We start from the raw sequence: 11,951 nt of genomic DNA on the forward strand, positions 1-11,951 counted from the left end.
GATGGTATGAGCCCAGAAGCATTCGAGACAGCTTCAAAATGAGGCTATCTCATGTCTAAGATACTGGGAGCAGTCCATCTTAAGACCTTTTTAGTAGGAAAATATCTATTCATAGCTAGGTTCATGAACCAAATATTTTACAAGTTATAACTTTAGTACTCTAAGTAATTAAATTTGTTGTTTATTAAACATAAATTTAATTGTGAACTATATTATAGGTGAACATAAGTTAAATTGATATCAAGTGGCAATATTTTCATTAATATTGATATATGGTAATGATTACTCACTTTAATTGTCAAGATTTCTTATGCTGAAAGTATTCATAGGTTTCAATCGCAAATAGAATAACCGCATTTAATAATGCGGTTATAATTTTAACATTTTGATTGGTAAAGTTTTTAAATATTTTCCTGTTCATATTCTAAAATTGCTTCTTTTGCAATACGGAAACTATCTACAGCAGCTGGCACGCCACAGTAAATTGCTACTTGCAAGAGTACTTCTCGAATTTTGTCTTTAGGCACGCCATTACGTAAAGCTCCTTTAACATGTAGCTTCAATTCATGCGGACGGTTTAAGGCTGATATCATAGCCAGATTAATTAGACTACGTTCAGGTTTGCTCAGTTCTTCACGTCCCCAGACCGCCCCCCAACAATATTCCGTGACCAGTTCCTGTAAAGGTAAATTAAAATCATCAGCATTGTTGATCGAATTATTGACATAAGCTTCGCCAAGTACCTGTTTACGAATCGCTAAACCTTTTTCAAATTTTTCATTACTCATTAGCCTAATCCTCCAAATAAGGTGTATTTGATTTCGAGATAATCTTCAATGCCATATTTTGAGCCTTCGCGCCCTAAACCTGACTGTTTAATTCCACCAAACGGTGCAACCTCATTTGAAATCAAGCCTTTATTAATTCCAACCATACCGTACTCGAGTTGTTCACTCATGCGCCACGCACGACCTAAATCTTGTGTGTAGCAGTAAGCAGCTAAACCAAATTCTGTGGCATTGGCCATCTCAATTGCTTGTTGCTCAGTTTCGAACTTAAAAATTGCAGCTAATGGTCCAAAAGTTTCTTGAGTTGCAACATCCATCTCTACAGTTACATCGGCAATAATGGTCGGTTCGTAAAATAACTCACCCCTGCTGTGTCGTTTTCCGCCTGCAACCAGGCGTGCATTTTTCTCTAAAGCGTCTGCAACGTGAGCTTCAACCTTTTTAACTGCGTTAGCATTGATTAATGGGCCGATTTCATTGCCTGGTTCTAAACCATTACCAATAGCAAATTTCTGAACTTTTTCATTTAATGCAGCGATAAATTTTTCATAGATGCCCGCTTGTACTAAAAAGCGATTTACACAAACACAGGTTTGTCCTGCATTGCGGTATTTGGCAATTAAAGCACCTTCAATCGCTGCATCTAAATCAGCATCATCAAATATAATAAAAGGTGCATTACCACCAAGCTCTAAAGATACTTTTTTAAGCGTCTGGGCTGAACGCTGATAAAGCAATTTACCGACAGGTGTCGAGCCTGTAAACGTAAATTTACGTACATCATCACTTTCAAAAATGGCATCACCTATCGTGATAGCATCACCTGTAATCACACTAAAGATTTCAGCAGGCACACCTGCTTGTAAGGCTAAATCGACTAAAGCTAAAGCAGTGAATGGTGTCTCTGGTGCTGGTTTAACAATACAAGGACAGCCTGCAGCCAGTGCCGGTGCAACTTTTCGAGTAATCATAGCAGCAGGAAAATTCCAAGGTGTAATAGCTGCAACAACACCGATAGGCTGTTTATTCACTACGATACGAGCATCAGGATAAGGACTTGGGATAATATCCCCATAGACACGTTTAGCTTCTTCGGCAAACCATTCTATAAAACTGGCTGCATATAGAATTTCACCTCGAGCTTCAGCTAATGGCTTACCTTGTTCATTGGTTAAAATAAAAGCCAGTTCATCTGCATGAGCGACCATTAAATCAAACCATTTCTTTAAAACTATAGATCGCTCTTTACCCGTCTTATTTTTCCATGTTGCCCATCCTGCAACTGCTGCCCGAATAGCACGTTCAGCTTCCGCTTTGCCCATATTGGGTACAGTGCCAATAATATCTTGTGTAGCAGGATTATAAATATCAGAGGTATCCTTATTATCTGCATCACACCACTTCCCAGCTACGAATGCCTGTTGGTGAAATAAAGCCATTTCATTGAGTTGCATACCGATTATCCTTGTAAAGTAGGTTAAGAGTTATCAAACTAATTTAATTTGATCAGCTTACACCTACTATCTATTAACTTTGTATTATGGCATACCAAAAAAATCTCGAAAATTTTTTCGGTTGCTCGAATGTTATAACGGGATTTAGAAATAATAGAATAAGGTTAAATTTAATAATTTATTCCACTCATTATCATCACCCATCGCTAATGAATTCTGATTACCACCAATAAATGGATCATTCTTGCCCATAATATATTCTGCGGTTAAGGCCAGTTTTTTATGCTCAATTGATACACCCAAAATGTTTCGAATAGAATCTTTTGAACCTGCCTGATTTTTATCATATTGGCTATACATAAAATAAGGCGTTATGTTGCCAATATGCTTCACTTCTTTAAAAGCGTAACCAATATCCGCCGTGTAATACGTTGCTTTATTACTCACATAGTATTCAGTGTCGTAAGAGCCCATTAATGAAGCTTGCGCGTTAAAAACATCTTTATTGCTCACATCATTTTTACCACCCGTTAAGGTAAGCCCCAAATTGCCATAATTGATTTTGCTGAATAATGACCACGCATTACGATGCCCAGTTTCAGAGGTAGTTTTATTCTCAATATTAGAAGTCCAATATGAAGCACCAACTTGTGTATTCAGTCCTTCAACCCCTAAAAGTAAATCTTGAGTAATACGACCTACCCACATGTTTTTTTCTTGCAGCTCACTGTGGGGAGCATCATTTGAACTGACATAATTGGCACTATAACGTCCTGAGTCTTTTGTTGTACCGACATAATGCCCTCCATCCAGAGCAAAGTAACCCACGTCAAACTTAGTCGAACTTGGCAATTCAAAGTGATAGTTTAGACCTAAATTATGTACATCTTCTAAGCCCGCTGTAGTATTGATACTGCCATATAAACTGGTGTTCCAGAAACGTCCCGGGCCAAATGCAAGGGGTTGCATACCCACCAACCATTGATCTGTCTCATTCACCTGGTAGCCGACATAGCCATCCACCAAAGTCGAAAAATCGCATAAGGTGTCATATTGATAACAACGATATTCAGCATGTCCAAATAATTTGCCACGTTCGTAATCCAATTTAAGCTGAGCAGCATCAAAACGGATTTTTTCGTCAGAAGCCGCTTCGCCATAATCTTTGTCTTGATAATTGCCTCGTACATAACCTGAAAATGTCAGTTTTCCGGTGTCCGCATTAGGATCCCCAAAACTGATCCCCGCATAACTTGGTATCCATGTTGTGAGCATTACAGATGCGACTGCCCACTGTAAATAATGTTTTTTCATGATATAGATTCCATTCCAAATTTAATTTTTACTGATGCGCTTTCACATTCATCTGAGGGTGTGATGATTTAATCTTTCCTAGATTAAATACGTAATACACAACAAAACTGACAACCAAACCAATTACCCAAGAAATATCAACATCTTGAATTACATTAGCAAATGGCCCTGTGAAGAAAGCATTGGTTAAAAAAGGAATTTGAACCGCAATTCCGATAAAGTAGGCAGTTAATGCTTTGGCATTAAATTTTCCGTAAATTCCGCCATCTTGGGCAAAAATAGATTGGATGTCGTAAGATTTTTTATTGATGACATAAAAATCTAATAAGTTAATTGAAACCCACGGCACCAAGATAAACAGTAAGGCAAAAATCACATTAAGGAAGAAGCTAATAAAGTTACTAGATGCCCACAATGCAGTAAACGTAGCCAGAATTAAAACAATGACTGATAAAATGATACGGATATTTTTGCTTGGCATCCATCGACCTGCAAAGGTCTGAATAGAAGTAATACAAGATAAAACTGCACCATACAAATTCATGGCATTGTGACCAATGATATTACAAAGAAATAAGATCATCAGTGCATAACCAAACAGTCCTGTACCTGATTTAACTGCTTCCATTGCATCTGTTGTTGAACCAATCGCTACCGCAACTGTACCGAAGCCCATCGCAAAGATTGTGCCCAACGATGCGCCCAAATATGTATAAATAAATGGTTTATAAATTCCGATACTTTTAGGTAAATATCTTGAGTAGTCTGAGGTATAAGGTGAAAAACTAATTTGCCACACAGCACATAGACCAAACATGGCAAACCATCCCTTCAGATTAAAAGCACCTTTGGCCAGTACTTCTGCATTGATATGTGGAATCATAATCATTAAGCCAATTAACAATGAGCCGCCCATAAACCAGGTGCCGATCTTGTTAAATTTATGAATAAAATGATAGCCAATCACACCAATAATAGTTGCTACAATTGCACCAATCACAGTTGCAGCTGGGATGGGAATTGCAGGAACAACTGTGTGTAAAGTTTTGCCTGACAAAATAATATTGGAAATAAAGAAACCCAGATAAATCAGCGTCGTAAATAATACAACCAGCAATGCGCCATAACGTCCAAACTGTGCACGGCTTTGAATCATTTGTGGAATACCGACCTGAGGCCCCTGGGCAGACGTCAATGCTAGAATACTTGCACCAAAAAAGTGTCCACAACAAATGGCCACTAATGCACTAACCAAACTTAAGTTAAATGTAAGCATGGACATTGCACCTGTAATTACAGCTAACGGTGCAATATTGGTACAAAACCATAAAGTAAATAGATCCCGAACTTTTCCATTTCGTTCAGAAGGATCAACATAATCAATAGAATGACTTTCTATAGCGAAAGCATTTTTTTCATTTTGGCTCATATCCTTAATCTCTCTTTGAGGAATTCATTTCCTTCAATTTCAATATATTAGTGAGAGTGACTTTAGGTTTAAAAAAACCTGCCTTGTCGGTATTATTTACAAAAAATCGAACAGAGCTCTGTCATTTCAAAACCACGACTATTGCTGCTCTGGTCAATTCTTCAGAGAAAAAAATGAAGTCTGCCCAATTGATACTGATTCAGTATCAACATATGCTCCTTTTAGGAGTGATGCTTTGCTAAAGACTAATACTATTTAGAATTCGACTTATTCATATTTTCTTCCTGAAAATCCATCCCTATTCAGCCCCTTTTGTGATGCTTTAACGCATCACAAAAGGATCAGCTATCGGTTCATCTGAAGTCCGTAACCAAACTGTTTTGGTCGTAGTGTAGTCCAACACCGCATCGGCACCTCCCTCTCGGCCATGGCCCGATAAACCATGTCCTCCAAAAGGTGCGAGTGGTGAAACCGCACGATAGGTATTTAACCAAACAATGCCTGATCGAATTGCTTTGGTCATGCGATGCGCACGGCTTAAATTGTTGGTAAAGACTCCAGCAGCAAGACCGTAAGGGGTGTTGTTGGCCTTCTGGATAGCATCCAATTCTGTGGTAAAACTCACCACCGATAGCACTGGCCCAAACAGTTCCGTCATAACACAATCAGCTTGCGGTACATCGCTGCAATCTAAAATTGTAGGCGGATAGTAATACCCTTCTCGCTCTAAAGATTTTCCGCCAATCAGTAGTTGTGCACCTTGTTGAAGTGAACTTGCCACCACTTGTTCAATTTTTTGACGTTGACGCAGTGTACACAATGGACCAAATTCAGTTGCATGATCATCAGGTAAACCAATTTTGATAGTTTGTACGCGCTCAACCAAACGCTGCACAAACTCATCTTTAATAGTTGATTCAACCAACAAGCGTGAGCCAGCAACACAACTTTGTCCTGTTGCCGCAAAGATTGCCGCAACTTGTGCATTTACCGCACTTTGTAAATCAGCATCGGCAAACACAATAAAAGGAGATTTACCACCCAACTCAAGCGAAACTTTCGCCAGGTTTTCAGCCGAATTACGCACAATATGTTTTGCTGTTTCTGGACCGCCTGTAAATGCAACATGCGCTACATCCGGATGGCTACTGAGTACAGCACCGCATTCAGGTCCAAAACCGGTAATCACATTGACCACACCTGCTGGAAACCCTGCTTCATGGACCAAACGCGCAAAAGCAAGTAACGGTGCGGGTCCTTCCTCTGAAGCTTTAAGGACAATACTGCAACCTGCCGCTAATGCTGGACCAACTTTAACTGCTGATAAAAATAATTGACTATTCCAAGGGACAATTGCTGCAATTACACCTACTGGCTCACGGATCGTCCACGCCTGCATATCTGGTTTATCAATTGGTAGATAGCTGCCTTCAAGCTTGTCAGCAATACCTGCATAGTATCGATAATACTCTGCGACATACGCAATCTGACTTGAAGTCTCACGAATAATCTTACCTGTATCATTAGTTTCATACTGTGCTAATTGTGGCGCAGCTTTCTCGATCAAGTCAGCGAGTTTATACAGCAATTTTCCTCGCTGTGAGGCAGTTAATCCTGCCCAAGCCTCATTTTGCAAGGCCTTAGATGCAGCAGCAACTGCACGATTGACTTCATTTGTACGTGCTTCTGGCATTTTTGCCCAGACCTGACCAGTTGCTGGATTAATACTGTCAAACTGTGCAGCACCATCCTCAAACTGACCATTGATATACAACTGGAATGGAGAAGTCATGTCTTCTCTCCTATGCAAATGCGGGCATAACCTGATTGATCATACGTTCTAGCGATGCTTTTTTGCGTTCAAAGCTCATTCCGGTGTCAATCCAGAATGAATATTCGTTATATCCCATGGCTTCATAGGCTTTTAAGCGATCAATCACTTCTTGGGCTTGACCAATCACATTATTTTTACGCATTGCTTCAGGAGTATAGAATGGATGTTGTGCCATTTCTTCCTTGCTAATTGGTGCAATTAAACCTTGACTAATCTCACGCTCATTTTTAAACCATGCGCCAAAATAGTTATAAAATGCATTGATTTCATCTGCGGCAAGCTGAGCATCTGCTTCACTATCTGCAACATAAGTATGGCGCAGCAACATGATCTCAGGACGAGGAACATCGGCAAATTTCTCACACGCTGCGTTAAAATGCCCCATCAATTTTTCAACTTCGTCATCACCGAAATGCAATGGCGTGACTTGTACATTACAACCATTTTCGACTGCAAATTCATGGCTATTCGGATCACGAGCTGCCACCCAAATTGGGGGATGTGGTTGTTGTAAAGGCTGAGGCGCTGAGGTGGTTTTAGGGAACTGCCAAAACTCCCCATTATGCTCATAATCACCTTTCCAGAGGTTTTTAACTGCAGGAATCATTTCACGTAAACGTTGACCGGCACCCCAGGCATCCATACCTGGTACCATACGTTCATATTCAAATGAATATGCACCACGTGCAATTCCGATATCTAAGCGTCCATTACTGATAATATCCGTCATGGCAGCTTCACCTGCCAATTTGATCGGGTGCCAGAATGGTGCAACTACAGTTCCAGTACCTAAACGGACATTTTTAGTTTTGTTTGCAATATCAGCCAGATTAATAAATGGATTTGGCGCAATGGTAAAATTCATTGCATGATGTTCACCTGTCCAAATTGCATGCATACCGCCTTTATCCGCAATCTGGCAAAGTTCGATCATTTCATCGTAGAGCTGCTTCTGTGTTTGTTGATCAGAAACGCGTTCCATGTGCACAAATAATGAAAAACGCATAGTTAAACTTCCTCTTTAACAATTTGACGAACCGTACCACTGGTTTGATTACCGTAATAAACACCATAAGTTTTCAGATGATTTTCTTTGCGATAGCGCATTAACATACTTTGTAAAGCACTATCTACAAAAGTCAGTTGATCTAGATCATTGAGATCAACAAATTGACCTTTATGCGCATCTAATACGGGGGTATTACATAGGAACGCAATATATTGTTGTTGCGTGGTCACATCATCGTAAACTGAGTAAATGAAACTCGGTGATGCTGCTGGCTGATAGGCAGCAAAGATTTTTTCCAAGGCTTTTTCTGCCCCATCTTTATCCACCATGAGATGTGGTAACGTCCAGCGACCATCTGCATTTTTATCGAGCAGAATCTGATTTTCATGTCCAATCAAAGCCATCATCATGACTTTCATGCTCGAGATGACATCAGTAGAAGATTTTGCTGGCGTGAAGTAAGCACCACGATAATAACCAAGACCTGCAAAACCTGCCGAAGCAAAATTTTCAACTTTACCAATTAGAATTGCATGATCACCAGCATCTACCATTTGGTAAGTCGTACAATCAAACCATGCACTGACATGATCAATAATTGGGTTTTGATTTTCACTAACAGACCAAGCCAAGCTTGCAAAGCGATCATCACTAGGACGAGCGAATGTATTTGAAACATCCTTTTGCTCTTCTGCCAAAATATTAATGGCAAAGTGTGAGGCATTTGCAAAATTATTATAATTGCTTGATGTCTTGGCAATGCTGACAAGCAACAAAGCTGGATCCAAAGACACCGAAGCAAAAGAGTTGGCTGTAAAGCCTAATGGTGTTCCATCATCTTTACAGGTAGTTACTACCGTAACGCCTGTCATAAATGACCCAAAAGCATCACGTAGTTCACGTATTTTATTTACTTTATCCATTTCACTCATTGTTATATTCCTTCATCAATGTGTGGAGCTTAAACGTTCGTTTCAAGCCATTTCTGCATTGCATTATTCACTTTATCTGGTGCCGTCAAGTTCACCATATGACGTTCATTTTCAATGACTATAGCTACGCCATTTTTCGCCAGACTTGCCATTTCCCTTGCCATTTCTGCGGTTGAGTTAGGGTCATGAGTACCCGTTAAAACCAAAGCAGGACATGCGATCTTAGACCATTCATCAGCGTAAACTTCATCACCACAAGCAAAAGCTGAATACGCTGTGGTATAACCTGACAAATCTACGTTTTCTAGCCACGATTTAACATGATCTGAGGCAATGCGCTCAATTTCGCTATCGCCAAACCAACGCTGTAACGGTGTTTCTACATCAATATGACCTGTCTTTAACTCTTCAGCACGCTTTATCACTGCATTCCGAGCCTGTGGCGTACGTTTATAAACACCATTCAATACAGCCATACGTTTGACTAAATCAGGTCGGGTTACGCTAACACCAGTCGTAATTAGCGAACCCATTGAATGTCCTGCTAAATTTACTGCACCAATATTCAGTGCAGCAATAAACTCAATGGTCCAATCGACAAAATCTTGTAATTTCGCCTCATCTGCCAGTTTGGTACTTTGCCCATGCCCTGGCATGTCCACAGAGATCACTCGATAATGTTTCGAAAAGAACTCGATTTGTGGATACCATGCCGCTGCCTGCATTCCTACTCCATGGATGAGAACCAAGGGTTCTCCTGTGCCCTGCTCAAAATAATGAGCAATCCTGTTATTTGACAGCTGCTGGGTTTTTGACATCATGTCCTAACTCTTCCAAATCTTGATAACGGTCACCAATACGATGATGTGGTCGACCCCCTGTAGAACCCGCAATCACAATCACAATCTCATCGGCAGCAGGTGCATCTGGAATTGCAAACTGTAAAGTTAAATAGTGAGAACGTCTGCCTTCATCATTTTTGTCCATCATTGGAACAAGAATGGATGCATTGGCGGGGCCTCGGGTATTGTTAAATGCAAGGTAGGATTTCGCACCTACTGCATTGCGGTATGTGTTGCCAAAGTGCAAAGTATGAATCAGGGCAGATGCATGCTCCAATTCCCCATCTAAGCCCACAACTGCACTTTTACCAAAGGCTTCTACTGCTTCGCCTGAACCAATTTCATCAATAATAAGCTTCGTTAAATGCTCACTTAAAATCGGAGCAATTCGACGAATTTCTGGAGTTAAATTTTCAACATAACCTTGCCCTGCCCAAGGATTTTTAATCACTGCAGCAGCAGCAACCATTTTCAATGGGATTGTTGCCTCTTTGTCTCCATCAATATAAGTAGTTTCTACATGGAGCACCGTTTTACGTATAAGGTTCATTTTTCTTCCTTGCTTGAGATTTCACTTAGTAGTACGTATTATGGTATACCATAATACATAATGAAAAAAAGACAAGAGTTTGTTATGCTCTTTTTATGTAAAAAACGTGTAACAAAATTTGTAAAATCAAATTTAGGAATATGATGTGTCTATGAGTCTTAAGATTGAAAATCCACCAGTCACATTACGTGAACTATGTTTGAATAAAGTCCGTAATGCCATTATTACTGGCTATTTCCCCTCTGGAAAAAGATTAGTTGAACGAACTTTATGTGAAGAACTTGGTGTAAGTCGGTCTGTAGTAAGAGAGGTAATCCGCTATCTTGAAGCCGAAGGCCTTGTTGAAATTTTGCCAAATAAAGGTCCGATTGTTTCACTACTAAATTGGGATATTGCTTCTCAGATCTATGAAATTCGTCTTCTATTAGAGCAAAGTGCGGTCGTTGATTGCACTCAGAACCTAACTGATGATAAAGCTGAACAAATTAAGAGTTTACTGGTTGAACTTGAAAAAGCATTTACTAATGATGATATCAATTTAATTATTGCGACCTCTTCAGAGCTCTATGAAACTATTTTCACCATAGCTAAACATTATATTGCCTGGGAAGTAGTACAACGTTTAAATGGCCGTATTAGCCGGCTTCGAGCCATGACCATGAAATCTACTCAACGTGAAATTTCAGGATATCAACGTATCAAAAATATGTGTGAAGCTATATATCTTTATAAAGATTCGGAAATGGCAAAACAGGCTGTAGCGGAACATATTAATGAAGCGGCTCTGGTTGCCAAAAATATCTTAGACAAGTGATATCAATTAATACTTTAGAAAAATCAGTCTTACATTTATCAAACATAGGGAACTTTTATATGTCTGCATATTGGATTGCACATGTCACTATTCATGATATGGAAAAATATAAACGATACATGTCGATAGCACCTTTAGCCTTTGAAAAATATGGAGCTAAATTTCTGGCACGAGGTGGCAAAGCTACTTGTCTAGAAGGGGCTGAATATGAGCGTCATATCATTATTGAATTTTCAGATTTAGCCACCGCTCAGGCTTGTTATTATTCTGAGGAATACGCTAGAGCAAGAGCAGCTCGTGAAAATTGTGCTGATGTAATGATTACTATTGTAGAAAGTTTAAATTAAGAAAACAAAATATAGTTAAGATACAAAAGAAAGGATAACGTCTGATGCACTATCATTAAACGTTATCTTCTTGTGTAATATGATTTCACTTTTTTGAATATGGATATAGATATCTAGGTTGCATTGCAGGAATAATTTAATGATAACTATCATATAACTATAAATCAGATCTAATCATGGTAAATCTTATTTTTTTACAATAAGTCATTACAGATCAAATTGAAATTTGTAAAAACATAATTTTTTCCTTTCTTATTGAAATCTAACTTAACTCTAATATTCTTTGCTTTTTATAGTAGGTTAATGAACTTAATACAATAAAAAATCTAAAATGACTTTAATAATATTTTGAAAATATTAGAAATTATTCATAAATAAATCTATGAAGTAGACTTTAGGTGAACATAAGTTAAATCCGATACACCATATCATAACTTCATATTTATCTTACACTCTGCTATTGCAATGACTAGTTAATTATGAGAATTCAGCTTACATTTACAGACATAGCTAATACATCTCAATTTAGCCAGAGTATCTACACAAGTTTTAGAAAGATAGGGCTTTGTTGCACAAAGCTATTCTTGAGGGCTTCTTTAGCAATATAATTTCCAGATGAAGAAGCCTGCACCTAAAAC

11 protein-coding genes are annotated in these 11,951 nt (G+C 38.9%); 2 read left to right on the top strand and 9 right to left on the bottom strand.

Annotated features, from left to right (window positions below):
- Positions 1–401: 401 nt before the first annotated feature.
- The 9 genes from H9629_RS14960 to H9629_RS15000 form a co-directional block, all read right to left on the bottom strand.
- Complete coding sequence (locus H9629_RS14960; RefSeq protein ID WP_177155611.1) at positions 402–788, bottom strand: carboxymuconolactone decarboxylase family protein; 387 nt, start codon at positions 786–788, stop codon at positions 402–404.
- Positions 788–2,242, bottom strand: coding sequence for an NAD-dependent succinate-semialdehyde dehydrogenase (locus H9629_RS14965; protein WP_191731416.1), 1,455 nt, complete (start codon positions 2,240–2,242; stop codon positions 788–790). Before H9629_RS14965 ends, H9629_RS14960 begins: the two co-directional genes overlap by 1 nt.
- Before the next feature lie 144 nt (positions 2,243–2,386).
- Complete coding sequence (locus H9629_RS14970; RefSeq protein ID WP_191731417.1) at positions 2,387–3,556, bottom strand: hypothetical protein; 1,170 nt, start codon at positions 3,554–3,556, stop codon at positions 2,387–2,389.
- 28 nt (positions 3,557–3,584) lie between these two features.
- Entirely contained in the window at positions 3,585–4,985 is a 1,401-nt protein-coding gene (locus H9629_RS14975) for a purine-cytosine permease family protein (RefSeq protein WP_191731418.1), read from the bottom strand.
- 322 nt (positions 4,986–5,307) lie between these two features.
- Positions 5,308–6,777, bottom strand: a complete 1,470-nt coding sequence (gene tgnC / locus H9629_RS14980; protein ID WP_177155615.1) for a (Z)-2-((N-methylformamido)methylene)-5-hydroxybutyrolactone dehydrogenase — start codon at positions 6,775–6,777, stop codon at positions 5,308–5,310.
- Between the two features lie 10 nt (positions 6,778–6,787).
- Positions 6,788–7,825: a flavin-dependent trigonelline monooxygenase oxygenase component gene (gene tgnB, locus H9629_RS14985; protein WP_177155616.1), complete on the bottom strand. Its 1,038-nt coding sequence runs from the start codon at positions 7,823–7,825 to the stop codon at positions 6,788–6,790.
- A 2-nt stretch (positions 7,826–7,827) separates the two neighbouring features.
- Positions 7,828–8,760 (bottom strand): flavin-dependent trigonelline monooxygenase reductase component, encoded by a 933-nt coding sequence (gene tgnA, locus H9629_RS14990; RefSeq protein ID WP_177155617.1) that lies wholly within the window; start codon positions 8,758–8,760, stop codon positions 7,828–7,830.
- 29 nt (positions 8,761–8,789) lie between these two features.
- Positions 8,790–9,581: an alpha/beta fold hydrolase gene (locus H9629_RS14995; protein ID WP_177155618.1), complete on the bottom strand. Its 792-nt coding sequence runs from the start codon at positions 9,579–9,581 to the stop codon at positions 8,790–8,792.
- Positions 9,550–10,152 (bottom strand): amino acid synthesis family protein, encoded by a 603-nt coding sequence (locus tag H9629_RS15000; protein ID WP_177155619.1) that lies wholly within the window; start codon positions 10,150–10,152, stop codon positions 9,550–9,552. Before H9629_RS15000 ends, H9629_RS14995 begins: the two co-directional genes overlap by 32 nt.
- A 151-nt stretch (positions 10,153–10,303) precedes the next feature.
- Here H9629_RS15000 and H9629_RS15005 point away from each other — a divergent pair, with 151 nt between their 5' ends.
- Together H9629_RS15005 and H9629_RS15010 are read left to right on the top strand one after the other, a co-directional pair.
- The gene (locus H9629_RS15005; RefSeq protein WP_177155620.1) at positions 10,304–10,966 is read left to right on the top strand and encodes a GntR family transcriptional regulator; all 663 of its coding nucleotides are present in this window, start codon (positions 10,304–10,306) and stop codon (positions 10,964–10,966) included.
- Between the two features lie 59 nt (positions 10,967–11,025).
- Positions 11,026–11,313 carry a DUF1330 domain-containing protein gene (locus H9629_RS15010; protein ID WP_177155621.1) on the top strand — a complete coding sequence of 96 codons (288 nt, stop codon included), beginning with the start codon at positions 11,026–11,028 and terminating at the stop codon, positions 11,311–11,313.
- The last annotated feature ends 638 nt before the right edge of the window (positions 11,314–11,951 follow it).

This window comes from Acinetobacter pecorum (assembly GCF_014837015.1).
GTDB classification, from domain to species: domain Bacteria; phylum Pseudomonadota; class Gammaproteobacteria; order Pseudomonadales; family Moraxellaceae; genus Acinetobacter; species Acinetobacter pecorum.

What these genes read in the sequence shown, in the direction of transcription:
- H9629_RS14960 (WP_177155611.1), bottom strand. Translation starts at nt 788, where the DNA reads ATGAGTAATGAAAAATTTGAAAAAGGTTTAGCGATTCGTAAACAGGTA.
- H9629_RS14965 (WP_191731416.1), bottom strand. Translation starts at nt 2,242, where the DNA reads ATGCAACTCAATGAAATGGCTTTATTTCACCAACAGGCATTCGTAGCT.
- H9629_RS14970 (WP_191731417.1), bottom strand. Translation starts at nt 3,556, where the DNA reads ATGAAAAAACATTATTTACAGTGGGCAGTCGCATCTGTAATGCTCACA.
- H9629_RS14975 (WP_191731418.1), bottom strand. Translation starts at nt 4,985, where the DNA reads ATGAGCCAAAATGAAAAAAATGCTTTCGCTATAGAAAGTCATTCTATT.
- tgnC (WP_177155615.1), bottom strand. Translation starts at nt 6,777, where the DNA reads ATGACTTCTCCATTCCAGTTGTATATCAATGGTCAGTTTGAGGATGGT.
- tgnB (WP_177155616.1), bottom strand. Translation starts at nt 7,825, where the DNA reads ATGCGTTTTTCATTATTTGTGCACATGGAACGCGTTTCTGATCAACAA.
- tgnA (WP_177155617.1), bottom strand. Translation starts at nt 8,760, where the DNA reads ATGAGTGAAATGGATAAAGTAAATAAAATACGTGAACTACGTGATGCT.
- H9629_RS14995 (WP_177155618.1), bottom strand. Translation starts at nt 9,581, where the DNA reads ATGATGTCAAAAACCCAGCAGCTGTCAAATAACAGGATTGCTCATTAT.
- H9629_RS15000 (WP_177155619.1), bottom strand. Translation starts at nt 10,152, where the DNA reads ATGAACCTTATACGTAAAACGGTGCTCCATGTAGAAACTACTTATATT.
- H9629_RS15005 (WP_177155620.1), top strand. Translation starts at nt 10,304, where the DNA reads ATGAGTCTTAAGATTGAAAATCCACCAGTCACATTACGTGAACTATGT.
- H9629_RS15010 (WP_177155621.1), top strand. Translation starts at nt 11,026, where the DNA reads ATGTCTGCATATTGGATTGCACATGTCACTATTCATGATATGGAAAAA.